The sequence below is a fragment of the Sphingomonas sp. AC522 genome (assembly GCF_979258125.1).
The window spans coordinates 3,319,122-3,345,711 of sequence record NZ_OZ409836.1; the positions used below are offsets into that span (position 1 = coordinate 3,319,122).

The 26,590-nt window shown below is 65.6% G+C and carries 29 protein-coding genes and 2 tRNA genes; 10 read left to right on the forward strand and 21 right to left on the reverse strand.

The annotated features are described in order from the left end of the window. Window positions 1-48: 48 nt before the first annotated feature. From ACZZZM_RS16605 to ACZZZM_RS16620, 4 genes are read right to left on the reverse strand one after another with little or no spacing between them, the layout of a single operon-like run. The gene (locus ACZZZM_RS16605) at window positions 49-942 is read right to left on the reverse strand and encodes a hypothetical protein (protein WP_463596183.1); all 894 of its coding nucleotides are present in this window, start codon (window positions 940-942) and stop codon (window positions 49-51) included. 9 nt (window positions 943-951) lie between these two features. Next, window positions 952-1,743 carry a LysR family transcriptional regulator gene (locus tag ACZZZM_RS16610; protein ID WP_463596184.1) on the reverse strand — a complete coding sequence of 264 codons (792 nt, stop codon included), beginning with the start codon at window positions 1,741-1,743 and terminating at the stop codon, window positions 952-954. After that, window positions 1,740-2,138, reverse strand: coding sequence for a Co2+/Mg2+ efflux protein ApaG (apaG, locus tag ACZZZM_RS16615; protein WP_463596473.1), 399 nt, complete (start codon window positions 2,136-2,138; stop codon window positions 1,740-1,742). The genes ACZZZM_RS16610 and apaG overlap by 4 nt, the downstream gene beginning before the upstream one ends. 2 nt (window positions 2,139-2,140) lie before the next feature. After that, the gene (locus ACZZZM_RS16620; RefSeq protein ID WP_463596185.1) at window positions 2,141-3,349 is read right to left on the reverse strand and encodes a trans-sulfuration enzyme family protein; all 1,209 of its coding nucleotides are present in this window, start codon (window positions 3,347-3,349) and stop codon (window positions 2,141-2,143) included. 62 nt (window positions 3,350-3,411) lie between these two features. Between ACZZZM_RS16620 and ACZZZM_RS16625 the strand changes: the two genes are divergently transcribed. Beyond that, window positions 3,412-4,731 (forward strand): glycosyltransferase family 39 protein, encoded by a 1,320-nt coding sequence (locus ACZZZM_RS16625; protein WP_463596186.1) that lies wholly within the window; start codon window positions 3,412-3,414, stop codon window positions 4,729-4,731. Here the strand turns inward: ACZZZM_RS16625 and ACZZZM_RS16630 are convergent. The 9 genes from ACZZZM_RS16630 to uvrC all read right to left on the reverse strand — a co-directional run bounded on the left by ACZZZM_RS16630 (window position 4,718) and on the right by uvrC (window position 15,204). Next, complete coding sequence (locus tag ACZZZM_RS16630) at window positions 4,718-5,359, reverse strand: hypothetical protein (protein ID WP_463596187.1); 642 nt, start codon at window positions 5,357-5,359, stop codon at window positions 4,718-4,720. The two genes, ACZZZM_RS16625 and ACZZZM_RS16630, sit on opposite strands and share 14 nt — an antisense overlap. Window positions 5,360-5,397: 38 nt before the next feature. Continuing rightward, window positions 5,398-6,501 (reverse strand): glycosyltransferase, encoded by a 1,104-nt coding sequence (locus tag ACZZZM_RS16635; RefSeq protein WP_463596188.1) that lies wholly within the window; start codon window positions 6,499-6,501, stop codon window positions 5,398-5,400. After that, entirely contained in the window at window positions 6,498-7,550 is a 1,053-nt protein-coding gene (gene leuB, locus ACZZZM_RS16640) for a 3-isopropylmalate dehydrogenase (protein WP_463596189.1), read from the reverse strand. Before leuB ends, ACZZZM_RS16635 begins: the two co-directional genes overlap by 4 nt. Before the next feature lie 46 nt (window positions 7,551-7,596). Beyond that, on the reverse strand, window positions 7,597-8,328 hold the full coding sequence (gene recO / locus ACZZZM_RS16645) for a DNA repair protein RecO (protein WP_463596190.1): 732 nt from the start codon (window positions 8,326-8,328) through the stop codon (window positions 7,597-7,599). A 147-nt stretch (window positions 8,329-8,475) separates the two neighbouring features. Next, window positions 8,476-9,429: a GNAT family N-acetyltransferase gene (locus tag ACZZZM_RS16650; RefSeq protein WP_463596191.1), complete on the reverse strand. Its 954-nt coding sequence runs from the start codon at window positions 9,427-9,429 to the stop codon at window positions 8,476-8,478. Between the two features lie 5 nt (window positions 9,430-9,434). Next, on the reverse strand, window positions 9,435-10,391 hold the full coding sequence (locus ACZZZM_RS16655; RefSeq protein ID WP_463596192.1) for a polysaccharide deacetylase family protein: 957 nt from the start codon (window positions 10,389-10,391) through the stop codon (window positions 9,435-9,437). Window positions 10,392-10,433: 42 nt separating this feature from the next. Then, window positions 10,434-10,919: a tetratricopeptide repeat protein gene (locus ACZZZM_RS16660; RefSeq protein ID WP_463596474.1), complete on the reverse strand. Its 486-nt coding sequence runs from the start codon at window positions 10,917-10,919 to the stop codon at window positions 10,434-10,436. Next, on the reverse strand, window positions 10,916-13,231 hold the full coding sequence (locus ACZZZM_RS16665) for a DUF3857 domain-containing protein (protein WP_463596193.1): 2,316 nt from the start codon (window positions 13,229-13,231) through the stop codon (window positions 10,916-10,918). Before ACZZZM_RS16665 ends, ACZZZM_RS16660 begins: the two co-directional genes overlap by 4 nt. A 50-nt stretch (window positions 13,232-13,281) precedes the next feature. After that, entirely contained in the window at window positions 13,282-15,204 is a 1,923-nt protein-coding gene (uvrC, locus tag ACZZZM_RS16670) for an excinuclease ABC subunit UvrC (RefSeq protein WP_463596194.1), read from the reverse strand. Between the two features lie 97 nt (window positions 15,205-15,301). Between uvrC and ACZZZM_RS16675 the strand changes: the two genes are divergently transcribed. After that, on the forward strand, window positions 15,302-16,135 hold the full coding sequence (locus tag ACZZZM_RS16675) for a class I SAM-dependent methyltransferase (RefSeq protein WP_463596195.1): 834 nt from the start codon (window positions 15,302-15,304) through the stop codon (window positions 16,133-16,135). A gap of 7 nt (window positions 16,136-16,142) precedes the next feature. Here the strand turns inward: ACZZZM_RS16675 and ACZZZM_RS16680 are convergent, their stop codons facing one another. Next, a complete protein-coding gene (locus tag ACZZZM_RS16680) occupies window positions 16,143-16,337 on the reverse strand; it encodes a hypothetical protein (RefSeq protein ID WP_463596196.1) in 195 nt (64 codons plus the stop codon). A gap of 50 nt (window positions 16,338-16,387) precedes the next feature. Here ACZZZM_RS16680 and ACZZZM_RS16685 point away from each other — a divergent pair, with 50 nt between their 5' ends. Then, window positions 16,388-17,440, forward strand: coding sequence for a serine hydrolase domain-containing protein (locus ACZZZM_RS16685; protein ID WP_463596197.1), 1,053 nt, complete (start codon window positions 16,388-16,390; stop codon window positions 17,438-17,440). Further along, entirely contained in the window at window positions 17,437-18,063 is a 627-nt protein-coding gene (locus ACZZZM_RS16690; RefSeq protein ID WP_463596198.1) for a DUF2272 domain-containing protein, read from the forward strand. The genes ACZZZM_RS16685 and ACZZZM_RS16690 overlap by 4 nt, the downstream gene beginning before the upstream one ends. Before the next feature lie 103 nt (window positions 18,064-18,166). Here the strand turns inward: ACZZZM_RS16690 and ACZZZM_RS16695 are convergent, their stop codons facing one another. From ACZZZM_RS16695 to ACZZZM_RS16715, 5 genes are read right to left on the reverse strand one after another with little or no spacing between them, the layout of a single operon-like run. Then, window positions 18,167-18,811 (reverse strand): F0F1 ATP synthase subunit B family protein, encoded by a 645-nt coding sequence (locus ACZZZM_RS16695; RefSeq protein WP_463596199.1) that lies wholly within the window; start codon window positions 18,809-18,811, stop codon window positions 18,167-18,169. Further along, window positions 18,804-19,295, reverse strand: coding sequence for a F0F1 ATP synthase subunit B family protein (locus ACZZZM_RS16700; protein WP_463596200.1), 492 nt, complete (start codon window positions 19,293-19,295; stop codon window positions 18,804-18,806). The genes ACZZZM_RS16695 and ACZZZM_RS16700 overlap by 8 nt, the downstream gene beginning before the upstream one ends. 54 nt (window positions 19,296-19,349) lie before the next feature. Then, window positions 19,350-19,577: a F0F1 ATP synthase subunit C gene (locus tag ACZZZM_RS16705; protein ID WP_044330387.1), complete on the reverse strand. Its 228-nt coding sequence runs from the start codon at window positions 19,575-19,577 to the stop codon at window positions 19,350-19,352. A 45-nt stretch (window positions 19,578-19,622) separates the two neighbouring features. Continuing rightward, window positions 19,623-20,408, reverse strand: coding sequence for a F0F1 ATP synthase subunit A (locus ACZZZM_RS16710; RefSeq protein WP_463596201.1), 786 nt, complete (start codon window positions 20,406-20,408; stop codon window positions 19,623-19,625). A 41-nt stretch (window positions 20,409-20,449) separates the two neighbouring features. Then, a complete protein-coding gene (locus ACZZZM_RS16715) occupies window positions 20,450-20,767 on the reverse strand; it encodes an AtpZ/AtpI family protein (protein WP_463596202.1) in 318 nt (105 codons plus the stop codon). Window positions 20,768-21,040: 273 nt separating this feature from the next. On the opposite strand from ACZZZM_RS16715, the gene radC reads away from it, so the two are divergent. Further along, window positions 21,041-21,724 (forward strand): RadC family protein, encoded by a 684-nt coding sequence (radC, locus tag ACZZZM_RS16720; RefSeq protein WP_463596203.1) that lies wholly within the window; start codon window positions 21,041-21,043, stop codon window positions 21,722-21,724. Between the two features lie 198 nt (window positions 21,725-21,922). Here the strand turns inward: radC and ACZZZM_RS16725 are convergent, their stop codons facing one another. Next, the gene (locus ACZZZM_RS16725) at window positions 21,923-22,516 is read right to left on the reverse strand and encodes an EF-hand domain-containing protein (RefSeq protein ID WP_463596204.1); all 594 of its coding nucleotides are present in this window, start codon (window positions 22,514-22,516) and stop codon (window positions 21,923-21,925) included. A 412-nt stretch (window positions 22,517-22,928) separates the two neighbouring features. Here ACZZZM_RS16725 and ACZZZM_RS16730 point away from each other — a divergent pair, with 412 nt between their 5' ends. The 5 genes from ACZZZM_RS16730 to ACZZZM_RS16750 all read left to right on the forward strand — a co-directional run bounded on the left by ACZZZM_RS16730 (window position 22,929) and on the right by ACZZZM_RS16750 (window position 26,362). Further along, a complete protein-coding gene (locus ACZZZM_RS16730; protein WP_463596205.1) occupies window positions 22,929-23,405 on the forward strand; it encodes a DUF1287 domain-containing protein in 477 nt (158 codons plus the stop codon). A 1-nt stretch (window position 23,406) separates the two neighbouring features. Further along, the gene (gene purB / locus ACZZZM_RS16735) at window positions 23,407-24,720 is read left to right on the forward strand and encodes an adenylosuccinate lyase (RefSeq protein ID WP_463596206.1); all 1,314 of its coding nucleotides are present in this window, start codon (window positions 23,407-23,409) and stop codon (window positions 24,718-24,720) included. A gap of 67 nt (window positions 24,721-24,787) precedes the next feature. Beyond that, window positions 24,788-25,594 carry a peptidoglycan-binding domain-containing protein gene (locus ACZZZM_RS16740; RefSeq protein ID WP_463596207.1) on the forward strand — a complete coding sequence of 269 codons (807 nt, stop codon included), beginning with the start codon at window positions 24,788-24,790 and terminating at the stop codon, window positions 25,592-25,594. An 89-nt stretch (window positions 25,595-25,683) separates the two neighbouring features. Next, window positions 25,684-25,770, forward strand: a tRNA-Leu gene (locus ACZZZM_RS16745). Window positions 25,771-25,867: 97 nt separating this feature from the next. After that, window positions 25,868-26,362, forward strand: coding sequence for an asparaginase domain-containing protein (locus tag ACZZZM_RS16750; protein ID WP_463596208.1), 495 nt, complete (start codon window positions 25,868-25,870; stop codon window positions 26,360-26,362). A gap of 24 nt (window positions 26,363-26,386) precedes the next feature. Here ACZZZM_RS16750 and ACZZZM_RS16755 read toward each other — a convergent pair. Beyond that, window positions 26,387-26,462, reverse strand: a tRNA-Ala gene (locus ACZZZM_RS16755). Window positions 26,463-26,590: the final 128 nt, after the last annotated feature.

The window sequence follows — 26,590 nt, forward strand, 5'->3', positions numbered from 1 at the left end:
CCGAATGATCGAGCGGACGATAGGCTTTTCCGGCGCCTTGGCTAGCCGCTACTGCTTCTGTTCGGCTCGGATCTTGGCGAGCATCGCATCGGACTCGGCTTTCGATTTGCGCGCCTTTTCGATCTCCTGCGCGGTTTCCGGCCGGACGCAGAATTCGCTTTCGAAAGCCGTCAGCGGCGCGGCCGCTTCGCCGGGCTTGGCGAATTCCCTGGCGAGGCAGCGCCAGGCGGCCTGCCGCGGAGGCATCAGGTCGATCGGCTGGCGCGCGGGGTCGCGGCGCGCGATCGGCGCTGCGAGTTCAGCGACGAATGCGCTCCAGCCGTCACGATTGCGCTTGCCCTTCTCGCCGCCCGCATCGGGCGCGATCAGGATGCCGGCGCGCATCGCCTCCGCTTCATCGAAGCGGCCCATTTCGCGCAGCGCATTGGCGGCACGCCCGCGCAGAGCGATCGAGCCGAAAGATGAGGCATCGGCGGGAAGCGCCTGCACCGCAGCGACGAACGCCTCGTTATAGCGCCGCGCCTGCTCGCTATCGGGGTCCGCACCCTTGGCTTCCCACGTCGCGGATAGCAGCAGCCACGCGGCCTGCTCGGCATTGCCGCTGCGCGCGGCCAGCCAATGCGCCCGGTAATAGGGCGTCTCGGCCTTGCGCATCGCCTTATAGGCGTCGCTCGCCACCAAGGGCGTCAGTTTGGCCACGGTCTCGGGCGTGAACTTGTCGTAGAGAATGAGCCCGTTGCCCGGGCATTCGGCCATCAGGATCGGAAACTCGATCGAGCCGATCGGCTCGCCATCGGGCATCGCGCCGAACGTGGAATAATGCATCAGCGATGGCCCGGTGAACGCCTCGCCGCCGACCGGGCAAGTCATTGCCACGCCGCTATAATGGGGTGGAAACTTCGGGACATCCTGCGCCAGCAGCGCCAGTGCGATCAGCCCCATTCCCATCGCCTACTCCCCCAGCTTTTCCACCAACGCCTTGACCTTCTTCTGCCGCCATTGCGGCAGCGGCGCGACCAGCCAATAGCCGAGCCGCGAGGATGTAGGCTCGCCGACGATCGCCAGCCGCCCGCTTTCGATATCCGCACGCGCCAGCAATTCGGGCACGGTCGCGCGGCCCAGCCCTTCGGCAGCCGCATCGAGCGCGAGGCCCGCATCGGACACGCGCACCGGCGAGACCGCGTCCTCGGCCAGGCAGCCCGGCCAGCAAATCTTGACGTCCTGACCGCCGCCGGGGCGCTCGACGGTCACCATCCCGTCGCTTTCCAGCGCTTCGCCTTCATGCTCCCCCGGGCCTTCGCTCCAGCGGATCGCCAAGTCGAGATTGGCTTCGGTGAAGTCGATCGTGTCGTCCGCAGGCACCAGCACGAAGCGCAATTCGCCGTCGGCGCGCGCAATCTCCGCCAGCCGCGGCATCAGCCACTTTGCGGTCAGGTCACGCGGTGCCGCGATGGTCAGCGATTTGGACGATTGCCCGGCCTGCATCGCGCGCACGCTTTCCTCGAACTGGAGGAAGCCTGCGCGCAGCGCCGCAAGGCCGGCCTCGCCTTCCTGGGTCAGTTCCAGCCCCTTGGTCGTGCGGCGGAACAGCACGACGCCCAGCGTATCTTCAAGCGCGCGGATCTGCTGCCCGACCGCCGCAGGGGTCACCGCCAGCTCATCCGCTGCGCGCGTGAAGCTCAGGTGCCGCGCCGCTGCGTCGAGCACGCGCAGGCCGTTTAAGGGGAGGTGGGTACGCTTCATCCGATCACCGCCGGAGCCATCAGCGAGAATTTGGGTATCGCCACGTCGAAGCTGGCTCCGTCTTCGCTTATCATCCGATAGCTGCCCTGCATGTTGCCGGTGGGGGTCGCGAGCGGGCAGCCCGAGACATAGTCGAAGCTGCCGCCCGGCACGATCAGCGGCTGTTCGCCCACCACGCCTTCGCCCTCGACGGTGTGGCGCGCGCCGCGTCCGTCGGTGATCACCCAGTGCCGCGTCAGCAATTGCACCGTCAGCGGCGAATCGTTCTCGATGCGGATATGATAGGACCAGAACCAGCGCCCTCGATCGGGCTCGGACTGTTCGGGAAGATAGCTGGCCGAGACGCGCACCGTGATGCCGCGCGTCTCCGCTTCGTCGTTGAACAGCGATTTGATGATCATAAGCCGGCGGTCCGCAGCGCCTGGTCGAGATCGGCGATCACGTCCTCCGGATCCTCAAGCCCGACATTGAGCCGCAGCAGGCCTTCGGTCACGCCCATCTCGATGCGCTTTTCTTCGATCACCCCATAATGGGTCGTGGACGAGGGATGCGTCATAAGCGAGCGCGAATCGCCGATATTGTTCGAGATATCGACCAGTTCGAGCGCGTTGAGCAGGGCATGCGCCTGAGCGCGCCCGCCATCCACTTCGAATGCGAAGATCGGCCCCGCCGCGTCCATCTGGCGCATCGCGAGATTGTGCTGCGGATGGCTCGGCAGCCCCGGATGCAGCACGCGCGGCACGCGACCCTCGAGGAAGCGGCCGACCGCGAGTGCGTTCTCGCTCTGCCGGCGCGCGCGCAGGTCGAGCGTCTCCATCCCCTTGAGCACCACCCAGGCATTGAACGCGCTCAGCGTCGGCCCGGTGTTGCGCGTGAAAGGCAGCAGCACGTCGTTGATGAAGGCCGAGCTTCCGGCGACTGCGCCCGCGAGCACCCGCCCCTGCCCGTCCATCAGCTTGGTCGCCGAATAGGCCACCACGTCCGCGCCGAACTCCATCGGCCGCTGCAGCACGGGCGTAGCAAAGGCATTATCGACCACGCTGATAATGCCGTGCTTCCGCGCAATCCCGCACACGGCTTCGAGATCGACGATATCCATCGTCGGGTTGGCCGGCGTCTCGAAGAAGAACAGCTTGGTCTTTGGCGTGATCGCGTCTTCGAACTGTTGCGGATCGCGCGCATCGACGATCGTCGTGCTGATCCCGAACTTGGGCAGCAAAGTATCGGTCAGCCAGCGGCACGAACCGAACGCCGCGCGCCCCGCCACCAGATGGTCGCCCGTCTCGAGCTGGCACAGCAATGCCGCGGTCATCGCCGCCATGCCCGTCGCCATCGTCCGGCAGGCTTCGGCGCCTTCGAGCAGCGCAATCCGCTCCTCGAGCATCTGCACCGTCGGGTTCTGCAGCCGCGAATAGGTCATGCCGGCCTGCTCGCCGGCAAAGCGCGCCGCGGCGTCGCCTGCGGTGTCATAGGCATAGCCCGAGGTCAGGAAGAGCGCTTCGCTGGTCTCGCCGAATTCCGAGCGCATGGTGCCGCCGCGGACTGCCTGCGTTGCTGGCTTCCACTTGGCGGTGACGCCACGGTCCTGTCCGGTGTTGCGCTTCATGGCGAACGCTTTGCCGGGCGTGGGGGCAAGGCGTCAACTAACTCCCGCATGACGGATGCGAAATGATCGTTTATCGGATGGCCATGCTCGAACGCGTCAAGGCTCTCCGCACTCGCCCCTGGATCGTCGCGCTGCTGATCGGGCTCGCCGCGCAGACGCTGTTCACTCTGCATATCGACCGGCCGACGCGGATCATGTTCGACGAAGTGCATTACGTGCCCGCCGCCCGTGCGATCCTCGATCTGGAGGGGCCGCGCAACGTCGAGCATCCGATGGTCGGCAAGGAATTGATCGCCGCCGGCATGATGGTGTTCGGCGATAATCCCACCGGCTGGCGGATCGTGCCTGCGCTGGCCGGCACCGCGACCGTGCTCGGGGTCTTCGCTTTCCTGTGGCTGCTGCTCGGGAGCATGCGCCCGGCGCTGGTCGGAGCGGCGCTGGCCTTGTTCAACCAGACGATCTTCGTCCAGGCGCGCACCGCGATGCTCGACGTCTTTCTCGGCGCCTTCCTGCTTTGGGGAATCGTTCTGATGCTGTGGGCGATGAAAGGCCAGGGCCGGCAGGTGTGGTGGCGCTGGATCGCGGCCAGCGCAGTGCTAGGCCTCGCCACCGGGGTCAAATGGTCCGCCATTCCCTATATCGCGCTCGCCGCCGCCGCATTCCTGATCATCCGCGCCCACGACGCGCGCGTCGCAAAGCGGCCGCTGGCCACGACGCTCTCGGGCAAGGACCAGCCGCACTGGCCCGACCTCCCCGCCATCCCGGCACTGGCGCTGCTCGGCACCGTCAGCATCCTCGTTTATTTCCTCAGCTTCTTCCCCGCCTTCTTCTACTGGCGCGAGCCGCTCTCGCTGTCGGGGCTCTTCGCGCAGCAATGGGATATGTACGCGCTGCAAACTCAGGTGCTCAAACCGCACACCTACCAGTCCGACTGGTGGAGCTGGCCGCTTCTGCTGCGCCCGATCTGGTATTTCTACGAGTGGGACGATGGCTACCAGCGCGGCGTTTTGCTGATCGGCAACCCGGTAGTGATGTGGGGCGGGCTGCTCGCGGTGCTCGCCTGCTATTGGGCCTGGTTCCGCGAAAAGGCGATCCGGCCACTGGCGGTCGCTTTGCTATGGACGGCGAGCCTGGCGATCTACGTCGTCATCCCCAAATCGCTGGGCTTCTATTATTATTACCACCTCTCGGGCATCTTCATCTGCCTCGCGCTGGCGGTCGCCTTTCACCATTTCGACCGCGGCCGCGATCGCGGCTGGGAGGAATGGTTCGCCGCGGCGAGCCTCGTCGCCTTCATCTATTTCTACCCGATCATAGCCGCATCTCCGCTCGGCAGCGATCAGGGCTTCCGCCGCTGGATGTGGATCCCTAGCTGGGCTTGAATGCCAACTTAGCGCAGCAAAAGCCAAGCGTCAGCGCCTTCACCATCGGCGTCCAGGGCGGATTGGGCATCGGCCCCCGCCGCATCGATGCAGCCATCAGGTTGGACGGATAGAGGATGTTGCCGAATGCATGGGCTGGTTCGGCAAGCGTCATCCGCAACGCGAGGATTGCGAGACCAACTTCACTATTCCAATCCCGCTCGATCGGGAGGACGAAATGCGAGACCGGCATCACCGGCGCGCTGCGGCGTGGCTCGGCGCCGCCGCCGACCGTTCGGAATAGCGGTAGCGGCACAACCCGCTTCAGCCTCCACGGCGCGGGCTCCTTCATCGTAAACGCCACCCGGAAGCTGCGATTGTCAAACAGCGGCCGTCTGGCGCGATGGCCATCGATGTCTATGCGGTAGTCGCGATAGTGGCCGGCAAAGCCCCGCCTGTCCGCTGGCATATCTGCCCACTCGATGTGCAACAGCAGCGCAGAGATCGGCTGGCGAAAACCTTCGGGCAGCACGATTTCGAGCCAGGAATGCTGCGCCGGGGGTATCCCGAAAGCCGAAAAAGGGCGGCTGATGTCGCAAGGCCCATTGGGCGACGTTATTGCAACTGGCAGCAAACCATCGATCGCCACGGACGCCGCGGGAAAGCAGGCGCCGCCGGCAGCGGTGATCAGTACCGCCCCCAGGTGAATCGCGAAGACAGCGCGAAATTCCACACCGCAGCGACCATGATCCCGGCCAGTGCCGACAGCCGCCAATCGCCATGCTGGACATTGTGCAGGAACGCCGCGACGCCGACATTCGCTACCGCCCCCACCGAGCAGACCAGGCAGAAGCTCACCCAGCCGGCCCACATCTCCTTGGCGCCCTTGAGCCGCTGGCCGCGATAGGTCAGCGCGTTGTTGAGGAAGAAGTTGAAGGTCATCGCCACCACGGTCGCGACGATCGTCGCCGCCACGAATGGGGCCGCCATCATCCGAAACAATATGCCGAGCACCAGAAAGTGCAGGCCCGCCCCCAGGGCGCCGATCGCAGAAAACATTGCGAAGCGCACCGGCACGACCCGGCCAAACATCCGGTCGTAGAGCGCGATCAGATATTCCATCGCCACGACGTGATCGAGCTTGCTCTCGCCCTCCGTGCGGGTCCGGAAGATATACGGCACTTCCTTGAAGCGCAGCGGCTGCGGCGACGCGGTCATGATATCGAGCAGGATCTTGAAGCCGATCCCCGACAGAGTCGGCACCAGATCGCGAACGATCTGGGTGCGGATCATGAAGAAACCGCTCATCGGATCGGTCAGATCGACTTTGAGGACCTTGCGAGAGAGCTTGGTCGCAAACGCCGATTTGGCGACGCGATCGCTGTCCCATTCGCCGGTGCAGCCGCCTTCGCAGAAGCGCGATCCGATCACGACTTCCAGGGCATCGTCGCTCTCCAGCGCATCGAGCATTGCCGGCAGCCTGGTTTCGTCATGCTGCATGTCGCCGTCGATTACCGCGACGATCGGCGCCGCAGTCGCGCACATCCCCTCGATGCACGCCGTCGAAAGCCCGCGCCGCCCGATCCGCTGGATTACCCGCACGCGCTTGTCGAGCCGGGCCAGCTCGCGCACCGCCTGGGCCGTGCCGTCCGGGCTGTCGTCGTCGACGAAGATCGCTTCCCAGTTGCGCCCGGCCAGCGCCGCATCGAGCTTCGCCACGAGCGTAGCGACATTGCCGCGCTCGTTGAAAGTGGGGATGACGACCGCGAGTTCGAGCAGATCGGGAGTCACTTGATCTCCCGGAGCACGGCATCGCCCATTTCCGACGTGGTCAGGCTGCCACCCAGATCCGGGGTGCGCGCACCCTTGGCAATCGCGTCGATCACTGCCGTCTCGATCCGCCGGTACGAGGCTTCGTCGTTCAGTGAGTGCCGCATCAGCATACCCGCCGAAAGGATCGCGGCGCAGGGATTGGCCTTGCCCTGTCCGGCAATATCGGGCGCGCTGCCATGGATCGGCTCGTACATGCCGCTGGCCCCGCTCCAGTCGCTCAGAGAGGCCGAAGGCAGCATGCCGATCGACCCGGCGCACATGCTCGCCTGATCCGAGAGTATGTCGCCGAACAGATTCCCGGTGACGATCACGTCGAAATCGGCCGGGCGGCGCACAAGCTGCATCGCAGCATTATCGACATACATGTGCGTCAGCTGGACCTCGGGATACTGCACCGCGACTTCGTTGACCACGTCGCGCCACAGCTGCGAGGTTTCGAGGACATTGGCCTTGTCGACCGAGCAGAGCTTGCCGCGGCGGCGCTTGGCCATCTCGAAGCCGACGATCGCGATCCGCTCGACCTCGGCCTCGTCGTACGACATCCAGTCGAAGCCTTGGCGCAGGCCCTCCTGGTTGGTGCGCCGGCCCTTTTCGCCGAAATAGACGTCGCCGGTCAGCTCGCGGACGATGACGATGTCGAGCCCCTTCACCACATCGGGCTTGAGCGGCGATGCGTCTTCGAGCCCCGGAAACAGCGTTGCCGGGCGGATATTGGCGAACAGCCCCAATTCGCGTCGCAGTGCCAGCAGCGCCGCCTCGGGCCGCAGCCGCCGCTCCAATGCCTCGAAGCGAGGATCGCCGACTGCGCCGAACAGCACCGCATCGGCGCGTTTGGCGAGCGCCAGCGTCTCGGGCGGCAGCGGACGGCCGGAGGCGAGATAGCCCGCCCCGCCGACCGGCGCTTCCTCGAACTGAAGATCGAGTCCCAGCGCTTCGAGCACACGGCGCGCTTGGGTGGTAACTTCGGGCCCGATCCCGTCACCGGGCAGAACAGCAATCAGCGGCATGCCCGCTCCCACATGGTTTCCACGCGCTTTGCCGTCCCCATCCCGCTTACGCAACCGCCCGCTTGAGCCGATCGACCAGCCGGGCGCGCGCCGCCATCACGTCGGCGCCTCGCCCGATCAGCAAGTCGCGTTCGAGAAAATGTCCGGTGAGCTTGAGGCCATCGAGGATATCGTCCCACTCCGCGGCCCCGCCCAGCGTCAGGAAAGCCGGCAGGCGCAGCAGCTTATGCTCATATCCTGTGGCGCCCAGCCTGCTGACGGCAGTGCCGCTCTTTGGGCTGACATAGTGCAGTTCCTGCGTCGCACCCGTCGCCGCGCAACGCTCCAGATCGAGCCCGAACCCCAATTCGGCGAGCAGCAGCAATTCGTACCGCACCAGCGCAACTGCCCAGCCCCGCGCCGCCGGAGCCGCCTCGATCGCCCCGAGCACCCCGTCCAGGGCATCATGAACATGTGGATAGGCATGTCCCTCGGGAAGCACCGATGCCGTCAGTGCCGTCGCCCATTCGAACGCCGCGGCGGGCAAAGCCTCCCCGAACATCGGGGCGCGGCTGTGGATCAGCTCGACGGTAAGCCCCGGCAATTGCTCCGCGGTGCGCGCGCGCCATTCGCCGAGCACGAGGTTCGCCGGCTGCAACACCGGCCGCATGGCCCGCGATCGCCCGCCCCGCACATAGCCGGCCTGCAGCCCATCGCTCTCGGTCAGCGCGCGAACCACCGCGCCATGCTCGCCATGTGCACGGACGCTGAGGATGATGGCTTCGGCGCGGAGATGCATGAGAGCGGTCTAGCTGATCCTCCCCGGCACGGGGAGGGGGACCAGCCGCAGGCTGGTGGAGGGGGCGTGCCGCGAGAGAAGCCTTATGAGGAGAGCCCCCCTCCGTCACGCTTCGCGTGCCACCTCCCCGTGCCGGGGAGGATCGGATTATCCCCGCCGCAATTTCTTCGCCAACTTGCCCAGACCCGCACCCTGAACGCCGCTTTTCACCAGCGCCACGCTGCGGTTGAACCCGCCGAGCGCGGCCATAGTCACGCGATTCGCCAGCGACGGCCGCAGCAGCAGCAAATCGACGCACGCCACCCCGTCGGTGGCGAACTGACGCTTGTGTTGCCCTTCCCCTTCGGTGAAATCGAAGCGCGCGAAGCGGTTCTCGTCGAACAGCTCGCGCATCGCCCCGAGCTGGAGCACCGCGCCGGGCGAGAGATCGTTGAACGCGGGATCGTGCCCGACATGCGCATAGATCACATTGTCGCCGACAATCGGGCAATAGAGATAGGCCGCGGGTTCGCCCGCAATGTAGAGCAGCCAGGCGCGAACGCGGCCCGCCGCCGCCATCGTCACCATCTCGCGCAGGAATTCCAGGCTGTCAGGCAGTCCCGAGCCGAGCAGCCGCTCCTGATAGGTGCGCAGCGAAATCCGCCGCGCGACATCGTGGAATTCGTCAAGCTCTTCGGGCCGCGAGAAGCTGCGCACGTCGAGATCGCCGCCGCTTTCCGCCGCGATCTTCTTGGCCTTGCGCTTGAGGCTCTGCCGCGCGTTCGACGACAATCCGTTCCACCAGGCATCGAACCCGATGCTGAAATCGATGAAATAGCGCGTGTAACGCTGCCGCACGAACGAGAGCATGTCGCCCGAAGCCGCGACCATCATCTCGCACAACCCCTCGGGAAGCGAAGTCACCGCATAGCCATGCGCGTCGCGGTCGAGCGCCGGCAGTTCGGGCAGCATCCCTGCGCGCGCTTCTTCCAGGCTCAGCGGGATACGGACCAGCGAGCGCTGGATCGCCATCAGCGTGCGCGCGCCGATCTCGAACTTGAGCTGGATCGGCTTCGCCCTGGTTGAATTTAGGGCGGCAGGCTGGGCGGCAATATCGCTCATCGCATTCACGCGGCGCGTTCCTCGATCAGGTTCGACCAGAGCTGCTCGGCCTGGCGCAGCCGCGTGCGCAGCATGCTCGGCCCCAGCGGCCTATCGTCCCGGCCGAGCTTCATCGCCGGCCGGTCGCCAAAAAACTCAGTCACCAATACCCCCCGGCGATCGGCCAACATCGCACACAGCGCCGCGAAACGGCGCACATGCACGGCGTTAGGCCGTGTGCCCGCGCGATTTGCAAGCTCGAAGCCGTGGCTGACGATCGTCACTGCGGCATGATCGTTCACAACCGCATGATCGAGCGCCGCCCTCATCTCGCCTGCGGAGAGCGCACAGACCTGGAAATGGCGCAGATGGCCCTGCCGGTCCTCGATCAGCGTCACCGGCACTTCGATCAGCCCGCAATGCTCGATCGGCGCAATCTGCCTGACGGGCAGCGAAATCGCGCTCGGCCAGGGATGCTCGGAGCCGTTATGGCTGCTGTCATATTCGAAGCCGAGCTTGGCCAGCGCACCCAGCGTGTCGTCGCTCGCCGAATAGCTGCCCGAGCGGAATGCGATCGGCTCGGGCGCGCCGGCGGCCACCAGCATATCGCTCGCGCCCGAAAGCAATTCGACCTGCTCGTCGAAACTATAGTCGATCAGTTCGAAGGGGCCGAAGGTCGCGCCCTTGTCGCCTGCATGCGCCCCGGTCCAATTGGGATGCAGGTGCAATTGCACTTCCTGCCCCGCCTCCAGGATCGCCGCGACGACCCGCTTGATCGGATCGAGGCCGTAGACCAGCGCCGGCATCGGATCGACAAAGAAGCACGCCTTCAGCCCATGCGCCTTGAGCTGCGCCAGCTGCCACGCCACGCCCACCCCCGCCGGCTCCAGCGAGCGCTGGACGATGGTATCCATGTCCAGCCCCGCCACATGGTGCCGCCACATGAGCTCGGTATCGATCGTGATGAAGACGCGCGTCGCCATATCGGGGGGCTTAGCCGACGCGCGTGAAGATTTCCCCAATGATCAGGGCTTGATCCCGTAGCGGGCGTAATCCTCGTCGATCCGCGCCGACATCATCCGTGCCGCGCGCAGATCCTCCGCGCTGCCCTTGGCGTCGCCGGCCCGCTTGCGCACCACGCCGCGCAGATACAGGCTCGCGCCCTGCCCCGGCGAAAGATCGAGCGCAGCGTCAAGATCGGCGAGCGCATCTTCCATCTTGCCCATCCGGAAATAAACCATAGCCCGACTGTCATAGATCGACGCCGGATTCTCCGCGAGCTCGATCCCCTTGGTGCAGTCCCTGAGCGCTGATTCCAGTTCCAAATTCATCGTGCCCTTCACCCAGCAGCGCTGGTTGAGCAGAACGGAATTGCCCGGCATCGTCTTGATCGCCGCGTCCAGCGCCGCGATCGCTTCGCCGGCGCGGCCCGCTTCGCCGAGCAATTGCGACTGTTCGGATAGGAAGGTGACCTTCTCCGATCCGCCCTCGGCCAGCCGCGTGGCGATCATCGCCAGTGCCTCTTCGCGCTGCCCCGCGCGGAAGCGCAAGGTGGCGAGCAGGCTGGTGCCCTCGGTCGAGCTCGGATCCAGCACCAGCCCCGCTTCGGCATCGGCGCGCGCGCCGATATCGTCGCGCAACATCGTCCGCGTCTGCGCGCGCCAGAAATAGAGCCGGGCGCTGGCTCGATCGCGATCGCCTTGTCGAGGTCGGCCAGCGCACCCTTATAATCCCAGATTCCATTGAGGAAGCTCGCGCGATTGGTATAGCCCAGAATCTTGTCCGGCTCGTCGGCAATGGCCTTGGCATAGGCGGCCATGATCGGTGCGAGCCTTGCCCGGTCGGCCTCGGCGACGATCTTCCAGCGCGGCGGATAGGAGGCAGGCGCGAGCATCCGCAGCGGACGGCTCTGCGCAAGCGCCACCTGCGCCCGGGTCGCGGCCAGATCGGCAGGCGCGATTTCGCCGCCATCGGTGCCGATACGGTCTTCCAGCGTCGCCCAGCCTCCCTCCAGCGACACCGTCCGCGCGATGCTCACTCCGGCGAAGCGTGTCGGGAAGCTCCGCGTCCCCTCCACTTCGAATCCGGCGCCCTGATCCGGCAGACGAACCCGGATGCGCGCCAGCGAGGTCATCGGCATCGGCGAGATCATCACCGGCAGGTCCTTCCACGCCGGCCGCGCGCGATCGGGCGCGAAGCTGAACAGGGTGAGCGTCTTGTCGAGATCGGCGCGATAGCGGCCGTCGCTCATCTTCCACGGCGTCCCGACAATGCCTTTCGCAGTCAGGGTCGCAGTGGCGGTCTCGGCGTCGTACGTGAGCGTCCGCTCGCCCACCAGTGCATCGCCGATCGTCGAATTGACCATCATCTGCGCGATGTTGGAAAGCTGCTCCTTGTCGGCCTGATTCATGCCGGCATGATACATTTCGCCCAATCCGCCCCGCGCCGTGAGCGTGATTGTGAACGGCGTCGGCAGGCTCAGCCCGGCCGACTGGTCATATTCGATCGAAATCTCCGCCATCGCCCGCGCCGGAATGCGCATCGGCAGCGGCATCAGCTCGGCACCCGCCAGGCGCAGCGGCAGCACATTGCGGAACGGCGGGGTGTCGTCGAGGTCCGCCAAGCGGCTACCGCTGCCGGTACCGTCCAGCCACAGGCTCTCGCCGCCGATCACGGCGCGGACGATGACATGGTCGAACGCCCCGGGGCTCGGGAGCCGTTGCGCGACCAGATCGCCCAGGCTGCTATGAGCCACCGTCGGCTCGCTCTCGATGCCTAGCTCGTGCAGGATCGCGAGCAGCAGCAGCGTCTTGGCCTTGCAGTCGCCATAGCGCAGCGACCAGGTGTCGGCGGGCTTTTGCGGCGTGTAGTTTCCGCCGTCCATGCCCTTGAAGAGATAGCGGACCTCGTCCTGCACCAGCTGCAGCGCCAGCGCTGCCCGCATGCGCGGGTCGCTCGACCGCGCCGCGATCTTCGCGACTTCGCCGGCGAGCGGGCTGCCCGCCGCGATCGACCCCTCGGTCTTGTAAAGCGGCGCCATCACCCGAGACACCGCACCCCAATCGGCGAAGGTCGTCGCCTCCAGGATATTGAGCTTGCGATAGCGGATCGGCGCATCGGCAGGCAGCTCGGCTGGCTTCGCCAGCGGCAGCGCGATCTCGATTTCGTTATAGCCGCCGCGCTGCACCACCTGCGGCGCCAGGCCATCGGCATAGCTCCGCCAATTGAGCGTCGTCCCGATCGGCCAGGAAAGGCGAGCGCGACCGAATTTGATCCGCGTCGGCGCGGCGGCCAGCGGCACAACCGACTGGACATTGCCCTGAAGCGTCTTGTCGCGGCTGGTCACCGAATAACTCAGCCGCAGCACATCGCCTACGCGCAGCCCTTCTACCGTCAGCGTCGCAGTCAGCGTGCCGTTGAGCTGCCACTGCTCGAGCTGCTCCTCGCGGCGCAGCACCTGGAAGCGCTGTCCGGCAGCGATCAGGTCAACCCGCTCGGCGCCCCGGACGATCTCTGCACGGTGGACGATCAAATCGCCGTCATCGGGCTGCCACGGCAGCGTCACCGTGCCCAGTTCGCGCATCGTCTGCGTCGTCGCGATGCGGGTGGCCTGATCGGTATAGGCCCAGACCTGACCGTCGCCGACGCGCTGCTGCTGATCCATGATCACCAGCGCCGGATCGGCATCGGTCAGCTTGGCGGCATCGAGCACATGCGGCGCCGCGATCCAGGCCGGCGCCGCCTGATAGAGTGGCTTGTCTCCGGCATGCGCAATTCCGGCCGACGACAAAAGCGCAAGCGCCACCAACAATTTACGAAACATCCAGCCCCCCGATTTGCATCAAGACTAGCGTCTTGGCGAAACTCGGCAAGTCATCCTGAATGGAAATAGTCGTGCAATTGCTGCGCCATTGCCTTGCTGACGCCCGGCGCTTTTTGCAGATCCTCCAGGCTCGCCCCGCGCACCGCGCGCGCGGTGCCGAAATGCATCAGCAGCGCCTTCTTGCGCGCCGGGCCGATGCCCGGGACTTCGTCGAGCGGCGAGGCCCCGATTGCCTTGGCGCGCTTCTGGCGGTGCGCGCCGATCGCAAACCGATGCACTTCGTCGCGCAGCCGCTGGAGATAGAAGAGCACCGGCGAATTGACTGGCAGCGTGATCTCGCGTCCGTCCATCAGATGGAAGACCTCGCGTCCCTCGCGGCCGTGGTCCGGGCCCTTGGCGACGCCGACCAGGCATACATCCTCGATTCCGAGATCTTCGAGCACGCCCTTCACAGCGTTCAATTGCCCGCGCCCGCCGTCGATCAGCACCAGATCGGGCCAGTCGCCCTGCGTTCGGTCGGGGTCCTCGGCCTGCGCGCGGGCGAAGCGCCGCCCGAAGACCTCGCGCATCATCCCGAAATCGTCGCCGGGGATGGTGTCGGGATTCTTGATGTTGAACTTGCGATACTGCCCCTTGCGGAAGCCCTCAGGCCCCGCGACGACCATCGCGCCGACGGCATTGGTCCCCTGGATATGGCTGTTGTCGTAGATTTCGATCCGCTCCGGGCTGTCGGGCAGCTCGAACAAATCGGCGATCTCGGCGAGCAATTTGGCCTGGGTCGTGCTCTCGGCCATCCGCCGGTCGAGCGCTTCGACTGCGTTGCGCTGCGCCTGCTCCATCAGCCGCCGCCGCGTGCCGCGCTGGGGCACGCTCAGCTCGACCTTGTGCCCCGCGCGCTCGGCCATCGCCTCGGCAAGCAGCGCCGCTTCCTCAAGCTCGCGATCGACGAACACGTTCCGGGGCGGCGGCACTTCCTCGTAGAATTGCATGAGGAACGCGCTCAGCACTTCGTCCTGCGGCACATCGTTGGTGTGCGCCGGGAAGAAGCTGCGATGCCCCCAATTCTGGCCGCCGCGGATGAAGAAGGCCTGGATCCCCATCACCCCCTGCTTGCATGCCATCGCGAAGATATCGGCATCGCCCATGCCCTCGGCGTTGATCGCCTGGCTGCCTTGGACGAAAGTGAGCGCCTTGAGCCGGTCGCGCAGCACCGCGGCCTGCTCGAAGTCCATCGCCTCGGCCGCGGCCTGCATCGCCTCGCCTAATTTGGCCTGCACCTTGGTCGATTTGCCCTGCAGGAAGTCCTTCGAATCCTGCACCAGCTCGGCATAGCCCGCTTCGTCGATCCGCCCCACGCACGGCGCCGAGCAGCGGCGGATCTGGTAGAGCAGGCACGGCCGGTCGCGCGTCGCGAAGAACCCGTCGGTGCAAGAGCGCAGCAGGAACAGCTTCTGCAGTGCATTGAGCGTCTTGCGTACTTGCCCCGCCCCCGCGAACGGCCCGAAATAATCGCCCTTCGCCCGCCGCGCGCCGCGGTGGAGCTGGACGCGCGGAAAGCTGTGATCGTGGCGCAGCAGGATGAAGGGGAAACTCTTATCATCGCGCAGCAGCACGTTGTACGCCGGACGATAACGCTTGATCAGCTGCGCCTCGAGCAGCAGCGCCTCAGCCTCGTTGTTGGTCGTCACGATCGTCATCGATCGCGTCTGCGCGACCATCCGCTGGAGGCGCTTCGAAAGCCGCGATACCTGCGTGTAGTTGGTCACGCGGTTCTTGAGCGCCCGCGCCTTGCCGACATACAGCACATCGCCGCGCGCATCCTGCATCCGGTACACGCCGGGCCGAGTCGGCAGCGTCTTCACGACATTGCGGATCGCGGCCACGCCCGCGTCGAGGTCCGGAGTCTCCGAACCGCGCACCGCATAGGTCGCCTTTTCCTCGTTGAAGCGATTGGGGGAATTGGGGTCGGACATCTTCGCTCAACGATCTAGGGACGCGCTCGAACTCCCGGCAACTTGGAAGCGGCGCAAAGACGTGTCATGCTCGGTTCGAACACCCAGGAGAGTCGCCATGAAGCATCTTCTCGTCCCTTTCCTGCTCGCTCTCGCCGCCCCGCTCACTGCACATGCCCAAGCGGTGCCGCCCGCGATCACCGCCGCGCTCGCCGATCCGCTCCGCCCCGAAACCGATCGCGCCCGCGATGCCAATCGCCATGCCGGCGCGATCCTCGCCTTTGCGGGCGTGAAGCCCGGCGACAAGGTCGGCGATTTCATCATGGGCGGCGGATATTGGACGCGCATCCTGTCCGCTACGGTCGGCGCAGAGGGTCATGTCTGGGCCTATCAGCCCGCCGAGTTCATCAAGTTCAATCCCGATTACGCCGTCCAGCAAAAGACCGCGGTCGAGCCTTACAAGAACATCACTGCGTCCAGTGATTCGCTCGCAACCTACGCTTTCCCCGCCGGGATGGACGTCATCATTACCGTCCAGAACTATCACGACCTGCATCTGAAACAGTCGCCCCCGGGCTTCGCCGCAGTGGTGGCCAAGCGGCTGTTCGACGCGCTCGAGCCCGGCGGCGTGCTGCTGGTGGTCGATCACGTCGCCAATACCGATCCCGGCTTCGCCGCGGCCGAGGCGCTCCACCGCATCGATCCCGCCGCCGCGCGGGCCGAGATCGAAAGCGCGGGCTTCAAGTTCGATGGCGAGCTGGCGCTGCTCCGCAACCCCGAGGACCCGCACACCGCAAAGGTTTTCGACCCCGCGATCCGCGGCAAGAGCGATCAGTTCATCTACCGCTTCCGCAAGCCGTCAGTAGTGACGCTTTACGGCAACGAGAAATGTCCAACGAACGCCAGGGATACGCGTCCGGTCGTCTGTGCCCGAACAGCGGGGAAGCGCTAGCCTGAGCCTAGGGTACGGCAGCGTTGCGCTCCATCTCGGCGGCGCGCGCTTCGATGCGGTTGATCTCGGCGGCGGTGCGGGCCTGAATTTCCTCGGCCGTGAGCGGCAGCGGGTTGGCGCTGCGCCATGCCGCGAACAGAGCGAGCAGGATCAGCAGTGAAGTGAGGATCGCGGCGAGGTTCAGCCAGCTTCGCATGGTCATGCCAGCGCATTAGCTTGACCGCGGGTGGGGCGCCATGCTCGTGTGTTAGCATGCTGAAGCTCGCTCTCGCCTTTGCCCTGGCGCTTCCGGCCATCGCCCAGGCCCAGCCCGCCGATCCGCGGTCGCAGGCGCTGGCCGCGCAACTGGCGCCGCTCGAACACCCGACTGCGATCTTCGTGACCGGCCCGGATGGCGATTACAGTGCGGCGAGCAAGGGGCTCACCCCCGACATGCCGATGCGGATTGCCAGCAACACCAAGACCTTCGTCGCCGCGACCTTGTTGCGGCTGTGGGAGCAGGGCCGCGTGGATCTCGACGCGCCGATCGGCCCGCTGATCGATCCGGTTCTCGACGCGAAGCTCAAGGCCGACAAATACGATACCGCCACCATCACCGTGCGCCACCTGCTTGGCCACTCCGCCGGACTCTATGATCACGGCAGCGACCCGCGCTACGAAGCCGCGATGCGCAGCGATCCCGGCCATAAATGGACGCGCGAGAGCCTGATAAGCCTGCTCACCGAATATGCCGACCCCCAGACCGCCCCCGGCACCGAATTCAAATATTCGGACGACGGCTACATCTTGCTCGGCGAAATCATCGAGCGCGTGACGGGCAAGAACCTCGCCGCCGCAGTGCGCGAGCAATTGAAGCTGGACGCGCTCGGCCTGCGCTCCGCTTATTGGGAAGTGTTCGAACAGCCGCGCAAGGGCGCCCTCCCCCGCGCGCGCCAGTTTCTCGGCGATACGGACGTGACCGCCGTCGATGCCTCGTTCGATCTGTTTGGCGGCGGCGGCATCGTGATGAGCCCGCGTGACTTGGCGATCTTCTTCAAGGCGCTGTTCGAGGGCCGCATCTTCGCCCGCCCCGCCACGCTCCAGGTGATGCTCGGCGAAGGCCGCCACAAGAATGCCGACACCTATCGCTTTGGCATCTTCGTCCGCCACACCCCCCAGGGCGATGTATATTGGCACAGCGGCTTCTGGGGCACCTACGCCGCCTATTCGCCCGAAACCGGCATGGCCGCGGCGGGCATGAGCGCAAACCAATCGGGTTTCAAGGCAATGACTACCCTCGTCAATGCGGCCCTGACCGCCAAGTGATAGGATCGATCGCCGCCCGCCTGGTCGCCGTCGCCACGCGCGAATGGGACAGTTTCCGCCGCACCACGCGCCGTCTCGACGATAGCTGGCACCTCGGCGCCAATCTCGACGAGCCACCCTTCACGGCGCGCATCGGCGATTATTGGGATGCAGTCGGCCGCCCCGACTGGAACGGCCTGACCCCCGAGCCCTGGTCGGCGGCCTTCATCAGTTGGTGCTTCGCCGAAGCCGGCGCGGGCGACGCATTCTGGGGCGACGAGACCCACTCACTCTATGTCGATCGCATCCGCCGCCATGACGGGATGAGCGACAAACTCACTCTCCGCGATCCCGCGCTCGCAATCCCGCGCGTTGGCGATCTGATCTGGAATTCGCGCGGCGAGCGCGATCCACCCGCAAGCTATGCCGGGGCGCTCGAACAGTTGGACGAACAGCGCTTCTTCGACTCGCATGTCGATGTGGTGGTCGAAGTCGTCGATGGCCGGTGCAGCAGCATCGGCGGCAATGTCTGGTTCCAGAAGGTCGGCGGTTCGGTCACCCGGTCGGATTGGCGGCTCGATGCTCAGGGCCGGCTCGCCGACGACCGCAAGATCTGGATCGGCGTGATCCGCAACAAGCTCTAGCGGAGCGCTGCGCCGAGCCGTTATTCTCATCCAGCGGCAACCCAAACGAAAAACCCCGGCGCAAGGGCCGGGGCTTCTCTAACCTCGCATCGGCTAACCGGGCTCAGTTCAGCCGGCCCAGCCCCGCGATCGTCTTGTCGACCAGCGCCTTGTCGGCACCCGCATCGTGCTTCTGCGCGATGATCGCGGCGGCGGCCTTGGTGGCGGCCTCGGCGGTCTTGGCGCGGATTTCCGAGATCGCAGCGCGCTCGGCGGCGGCGATCTTGTCCTCGGCCATCCGTCCGCGGCGCGTAGTCAGGTCCTTGGCATCCGCCTCGGCCTTGGCGAGAACGCCCTTGGCTTCTTCGTCGGCATGCGCGATCATTGCGGCAGCCTCGGCTTCGGCGCCGGCGATCTTGCGGGCATATTCGTCGCGGAGCGTTTCGGCTTCGGCGCGGAGTTGCTTGGCTTCGTCGAGACGCGTGCGGATCGCTGCAATCTGATTGTCGAGCCCGCGCGTGATCAGCGACGGCACCTTCTTCCAGAGCAGGATCGCGATGAACACCGCCATCGCGATAGAGACCCAGACGGTCGCGTCGAGCCCGAAGATTGCGGGATCGGCGTGATGGCCTTCGGTCGGGCCGACGCCGCCATGCTCAGTGGTCAGCGCTTGGGCGCCGGTATGCGGCACGGCCATGCCTTCGCCATGCTTGGCCTCGGCAAGGTTGTGCGCGACTTCGGCATCGCCGGGGGTCTGGGGATCAGCCATTGAGCGCTGCCTTCACTGCCTGCTGCGCCTCAGCGGGGCTCACCGTTGCGCCCGAGATCCGCGCGACGATCTCTGCCGCCGCTTCGGCCGCAACCGCTTCGATCTCGGCCATCGCGGCCTGGCTGGCGCTCGCGATGCGCGCCTCGGCCTCGGCCAGCTTCGCATCGTTGGCGGCATTGCCGGTCCCGAGGACGATCTCGGCATTGGCCGCACCCTGGGCGCGTGCCTCGGCGACGCGCTTCTGGGCGGCTTCGCGCGCCGCATTCTCCTGCACCCGCCAGCTTTCCTCAGCATGGTCCGCCGCGGCACGCGCGGCTTCCGCCGCCGCAAGATCGCCCGCAACCGACTGGTCGCGCGCGTCGACGGTCGACAACACCCGCGGCAGCATCATCTTGCCGACCACGAAGAAGACGAAGCCGAACGTCAGCAGCAGCCAGAAAATCTGGGACGCAAACGTCTCGGCGAGCTGAGAGATCTGAGGCATTTCAATCCTGTCCGGTTGCGGGCCGGGGCGAACCCCGGCCCGAAACGGAGAAAGTTAGGCGACGAAGATCAGGATCATCGCGACGACGAACGCGAGCAGGCCGAGAAGCTCGGCGGCCGCGAAGCCGATGAAGAGACGGCCCTGCTGGCCATCGGCCGCGCCCGGATTGCGCAGCGCGCCCTCGAGGAACGAACCGAACACGTTGCCCACACCGATGGCGGCCATGCCGGCGCCGATGGCGGCCAGACCTGCACCGATCAGCTTTGCTGCTTCTGCGTCCATTTCAAAAACTCCTGCTTCGATATCTGTAGGTTGGGTGGAAAAAACTTAGTGCAGATGCTCGGCGTCGTGAATGTACAGCGACGTGAGCAATGCAAAGACATAGGCCTGGATGCCGGCGACCAGCACTTCGAGTGCGGAAATGCCGATCATCAGCGCGAAGCTGGGGATGCCGACGCCGAGGCCGGGGACCAACCCGGCATTGCCGGCATTGATCACGAAGCCCGCGAGCACCTTGAGAAGAATATGCCCGGCGATCATCGCCACGAATAGTCGCAAGCCCAGCGAGAAGGGGCGGACCATGAACGAGACGAGCTCGATCACGGGGATCAGCCAGATCAGCCACAGCGGGGTGCCGTGCGGCACGAACAGCGAGAAGAACTTCAGACCATGCTTCCAGAAGCCGACGATCAGCACGATCGAGAAGCTCATGATCGCCAGCACGCCAGTCACGGTGAAATGGCTGGTGAAGGTGAAGGGGTGCAGGCCCACCAGCCCCAGCGGGAGAAGTCCCAGCAGGTTGGCGAACAGGATGAACATGAACAGCGAGAAGATGTAGGGGACGTATTTGCGCCCGCCATGACCGATATTGTCGTCGACCAGCTTGGTAACGAAACCGGTGAAATTCTCGACCAGCATCTGGCCGCGGGTGGGGATCACCTGGCGCTTCATGCCGAGCAGCATGAATGCCCACAGGGCAACAGCCGCCGCCAGCATCCACACCGCCGAATTGGTGAGGACGATCGGGTGACCCGCGATGCTGAAGCCCGGATCCCAGACAGTCTGGATCTCGAACTGGTGCATCGGGTCGATCTTGCCTGATTCAGCCGCCACGCTTGTTCGTCCGCCTCATTAGCCAAAGCGCCCGAAGAATCTCACTTCGAGCGCTTGTTCGAAATCCGAATGATATTCCTGAACGCCGCTATGATGCCCAGGAAGAGCAGCGCGAGCAGGAGCCAGGGGGAAGTGCCCAGAAAACGATCGAGCACCCACCCGATCAGCGCACCTCCGGCCATACCGCCGATCAGTTCGGCCAGCACGCGATTGCCCAGGTTGTAATCATCCTGGCCTTTATCGGCGCCGGTGCCGTTCCTGATCGCCTCGTCCGATTTCGCTCGCCGCAACCGCTCGTCGAGCGAGTCCAGGCGTGCATCCTCGGGCAAGGGGTCCAGTCCGGGCTGTTCTTCGGCCAAATCGCTTCTCCCAGATGCCGCATGCGGCAGGGCCAAGCGCTTGTGCCCAAAGGCGAGCCCGCCAAGGCAGGGGCGCTTTAGCAGGGTGCTGGGGTGAGTCAACCGTTGCGACGCAGCCCGGATCGGCCTCGCCCAGACGACCTCGCGGGATCACGTCACCCTGACGGCTACAGCCGTCATCCCTGCGAAAGCGGGGACCCTGGCTCCCCGCTTTCGCAGGGATGACGATAGTAGAGCGTTGCGCCCGCCCAATCGTCCACGCATACCTCGCTCATGTCCGACGACACCCCCGACAATAAGGGCCATCGCGAGCGCCTGCGCCGGCGGATGTTCGAAGGCGGTGCGGAAGCACTGCTCGATCACGAGCTAGTCGAATATATCCTCGGCCTCGCCATCCGCCAGGGGGATACCAAGCCGCTGGCCAAGGCCCTGATAAAGGAATTCGGCGGCATCGCCGGCGTCCTCACCGCGGATGCGGAGGCGCTCACTCGCGTCAAGGGAATGGGCGAAACCAGCGCCGCCGCGATTAAGATCGCCCACGCCGCCGCCCTCCGCCTGCTCCGCGAGCAGGTCGCCGAAAAGCCCGTCCTGGCCAATTGGCAGGCCCTGCTCGACTATCTCCGCGCCGACATGGCGCATCACAGCATCGAGCGCTTCCGCGTGCTCCATCTCAATTCCAAGAACATGCTGATCCGCGACGAACTGATGTCCGAAGGCTCGATCGACGAGGCCGCAGTCTATGTCCGCGAAGTCATCCGCCGCGCGATCGATTTGGGTTCGGCCGCACTGATCCTCGTCCACAACCACCCCTCGGGCGATCCCTCCCCAAGCCGCGCCGATATCGAGATCACCCGCAATATCGCCGAGGCCGGGAAGCGCCTCAACATCGCCGTCCACGACCACATCATCATGGGCGCGAACGGCCATTCGAGCCTGCGCGGCCAGGGGCTGATTTAGCAGCTGAGCCGAGCCTTAAATCAACCGTCACCCCCGCCCGCTTCTTCCTTCCATGCAGCCAATCAAAGCGGATCCCCGCCTTCGCGGAAGACGAATTCGGAACGCGGCCAACGCCCCGACCTAGGGAAACGCTCCACAACCAACCGCCCGCCGGAGGCAAGTCCGGCGGGCGTCGGGAGTCACGCCATGCGTGCGGCGTTACGAAGCCTTGGGCGTCAGGAACGCAGTCAGTTCCTGCTTGTTGATGCTCGTGCTCTTGTCGGCATCGGCCGAAGTGAAAGCCTGGGTGGCCCAGGTCTTGCCCTCCGGCGAATCCGCCGTGAAATTCGGCTCGACCGCCTTGCGCAGGGTGCCCATCCAGGTAGTGAACTCGGTGGCGTTCAGCGCGCCGTCGGCATCCTTGTCATAGGTCCCGAAATCGCGGCCCACGGCCTCAGCCACCTGTTCCTGGCTCGCTGCAGGCTGTGCGGCAGGGGCCGGCTGCGCCGCGGCGCTCTGCGCCGGCGCTGCCGGAGTGGGGTCGGTCGGCGCAGGCTGGGCCGCAGCGTCGGCCGACTGGGCCGGAGTCGGCTGCGCAGCCTGAGCGGCGGGAGCAGTCGTGGCCTGCGGAGCAGTCGCCGCTGTTGCGGGAGCATCAGTCGCGTCGGGCGCGGCGTCGTCGGTCGCCGGAGCTGTCGTAGTCGTGGCAGGCGTTTCCTGAGTCGTCTGCGCATCGGTTGTTGCCGGCTTGTCCTGCGCAAAGACGGGCGCGGCAACCAGCATGGATGTAGCAAGAAGAACGGTCTTCAACATTATAATCTCTCCTTCATGGTGCTGCATCGATACTTAACGACGCCAGCACTGATCTCGAATATCTCAACCTTCCAACCTATGAACTTTCTGTAATGTTCCGTTCTTTAAAGCCTGTAGCCTCGTCTTATCGTGCAGTTGTGTCGGCTCATCGCTTTGCATTTGCCGTGTGGCGCTTTGGCAACGCCTGCGCCATGATCACTGTCTTGTGGGGCGTCATGATCGATCGTCGCCATTTCATCCCTGGTACCGTCACCACCGGCCCTGTCAGCCTGCATGCCGCCTCCGCGCCCCGCCTCCGGTCGCCGAACCGTATAAGGCGACACCCCGCGCCCGGGCGCTAATCGCCTCGGCGCGCACCGATTGGGCATAACGTTTCGTTACGACCCTGCTTACACCGCGCTTCCCTTCCCCAATGGCGATGCCCCCCGCGAAAAGGGCGTGCACCGACGTGCTTATCCGCGCCTATCGCGATGCTTTCGGCGTCGATCTCAAGGCACTGGTCAATGCCGATATGCGCAGGGCCTTCGCCGCCTATCCGCGGAATCGGGCCTCGCCCCCCCCCGATCGCAGAATCGATCACGGCCGCGTCCCCAATCTCGCCCGCTTCCTTACGCGACAGGGCACGCGCCTGCCTGTACTGCGCGATGGCACTGGCTGGCAGGCTGGCCACATCTTCACGTCGCTGGTCGCCGGCACGGGCACGGGCACGGGCACGCATATCGGCATCGTGACGGACCGCGCGGCGCCGAGGCACCGCTCATCCGTCACAATATCGGCGTCGGCGCGCGCGAGGAGGATGCCCTGCTCGACTGGCCGATCACCGGCCGCTTCCGCTGGCAAGTCTAGAGGCCGCTTGCTATCGGCGCGCCAATCCCAGCGAAAGGCATGAGATGGTCCCCCGTTACGCGCGCCCCGAAATGACTGCGATCTGGTCGCCCGAGAGCCGCCTGGCGATCTGGTTCGAGATCGAGGCGCACGCGACCGAGGCGCTGGCGGATCTCGGCGTGGTGCCCAGGGAAGCCGCGGACGCCTTGTGGAAATGGTGGGCAACCAAGCCCGTAATCGACGTCGCCGCGATCGACGCGATCGAAGCCGTCACCAAGCATGACGTCATCGCCTTCCTCACCTGGGTCGCCGAGCAGGTTGGCGATGAGGCTCGCTACATGCACCAGGGCATGACCAGCTCCGACGTGCTCGACACGGCCCTCGCGGTCCAGCTTGCCCGCGCCGCCGATATCCTGATCGCCGATATCGACCATTTGCTCATCGTGCTCGAGCGCCGCGCCAAGGAGCATAAGCTCACTCCCACGATCGGTCGCAGCCACGGCATCCATGCCGAGCCGGTCACCTTCGGCCTCAAGCTCGCCCAGGCCCATGCCGAATTCGCCCGTAACCGCGCCCGCCTGATCGCCGCCCGCGAAGATATCGCCACCTGTGCGATCTCGGGCGCAGTCGGCACCTTCGCCAATATCGATCCGCGCGTGGAAGCGCATGTTGCCGCCAAGCTCGGGCTATCTGTGGAGCCCGTCTCGACCCAGGTCATCCCGCGTGATCGCCACGCGATGTTCTTTGCCACGCTCGGCGTCATCGCCAGCTCGATCGAGCGCCTCGCTACCGAGATCCGCCACCTGCAGCGCACCGAAGTGCTCGAAGCCGAGGAATATTTCTCGCCGGGCCAGAAGGGCAGCTCGGCGATGCCGCACAAGCGCAACCCGGTGCTCACCGAAAATCTCACCGGCCTCGCCCGCATGGTCCGTAGCGCGACCATCCCGGCGATGGAGAATGTGGCCCTGTGGCACGAGCGGGACATCAGCCACTCCTCGGTCGAGCGCTATATCGGCCCCGACGCGACCATCACGCTCGATTTCGCGCTCGCCCGCCTCACCGGCGTAGTCGACAAGCTGCTGATTTACCCCGAGCGCATGCAGAAGAATCTCGATCGCATGGGCGGCCTCGTCCATTCGCAGCGCGTTCTGCTCGCGCTGACGCAAGCCGGGATCAGCCGCGAGGATGCCTATGCCCTGGTCCAGCGCAACGCGATGAAGGTCTGGGAATCCGACGGGCAGCTCTCGCTGCTCGAGTTGCTCAAGGCCGACCCTCAGGTGACCGCCGCGCTCGGCCCGGAGCAGCTCGAAGACAAGTTCGACCTCGGCTATCACTACAAGCAAGTCGACACGATCTTCGCCCGCGTCTTCGGCAGCTAGCCCACCCGTCTAGCAATGTAGGGAATCGCCCGTTACGCCTCCGTCCCAATCAGCGGGGAGGCAGGCAATGGCGATCGGCGCATCGGTAGGCAAAGGCGGCATCAACGATCTGGCCGACGTCATCGTCGTCCAGCATCTCCTCAACGATTGGCTTGCGGCAACCGGCCAGCCTCAGCTTACGCCCGACGGCGATTGCGGCACGCGCACCATCGCCGCGATCACAGCCTATCAGGCGCAAGTCGTCGGCCTCCCCAAGCCCGATGGCCTCGTCACCCCTGGCGGCAAGACCTGGACTGCGCTGGCAGGCGGCCAGGGCTCGCAGGCCTCGCTTAGCGGCGCCGCCTGGTGGCGCGACAACCAGGCCAAATATCCGAACAGCGACAAGCTTGCCGACCTCGCCTCCCCCTTTCGCGAGCGCGCCGCGGCCTTCATCGATGCGCTCAAGGAAGCCGGCGCCAAGGTCGCCATCTCCGCCACCCGCCGCAACCGCACCCGCGCCCACCTCATGCATTATAGCTGGCGCATCTCCCGCGGCGAAGTCGCCCCCAGGGACGTGCCCGCCCTGTCCGGCCTGGCGATCCGCTGGGATCATGGCGACCTCGCCAGATCGAAAGCGGGCGCGAGGGAAATGTCCGACCTGTTCGCCATCGCCTACCAGCCCTCGCTGACGTCGCTCCACATCGAGGGCCGCGCGATCGACATGACGATCGGCTGGACCGGCACGATCCAGGTCAAGGACAAGACCGGCAAGAAATGGCCCCTCGCTGCTCCCCGCACCGGCGACGCCAACTTCGACCTTCACAAGATCGGCGCCACCTACGGCGCCATCAAGCTGCTCAGCGATCCGCCCCATTGGAGCGACAATGGGCACTGACCGCCACATTCCTCAAAAAGCGACGAAACCCCCGGCGAGACCGGTTGACAGCCCCCACCCCCACCCGTAGTGGCCACCGCCTACCCCGTGCCCAGATGGCGGAATTGGTAGACGCACCAGCTTCAGGTGCTGGCGGTCGCAAGGCCGTGGAGGTTCGAGTCCTCTTCTGGGCACCATTTTTCGCTTCGCAAGCAAGCTCTCAAAAACACCCCACTGGCCGCCGCGCATCGTCGTCGCTAAGGCGCATCGAGCGACAGCGGAGAAGCGAGAACCATGCCCGATCAGCCGATCCTTGTGCTCACGACCGGCGGCACGATCGACAAGCAGTATTTCGACGCACTCAGCCAATATTCGATCACCGACACCGTGATCGCGCGGCTGCTTGAGGTCGCGCGGGTCGGCCAGCCGTTCGAGATCGATGAAGTCATGCGCAAGGACAGTCTCGAGATTGTCGACGCGGACCGCGCCGCGCTTGCCGCGCGCATCGCCTGCGCGCCGCATTCGCGCATCGTCATTACCCATGGCACCGATACGATGACCGAGACCGCGCGCGCGCTGGCTGCCATTCCCGGCAAGACGATGGTGCTGGTCGGCGCGCTTGCCCCCGCGCGCTTCGCCGAGAGCGATGCCGCATTCAATCTCGGCATGGCCTTCGCCGCAGCGCAAATCGCCCCGCCCGGCGTTTATATCACGATGAACGGCACGGTGTTCGACGGGCTGCGCGTCATGAAGGACCGCGAACGCGGGGCCTTTGTCGCCAGCGAGTGATACGGCAAAGCAGGGTAAAGCGGTTGGTGGAGCTGAGGGGAATCGAACCCCTGACCTCTGCAGTGCGATTGCAGCGCTCTCCCATCTGAGCTACAGCCCCGCCGCCTGGCCCGAGCACCCCCGGGAGGCATTTTCATTAACTCCCGCCACTGCCCGATGCAACTGCATCCGCGCGCGCGGCGAAGCGCATCCGCCATGCGCCGGACGGCTCCCCGGCCCCGTTCCGCC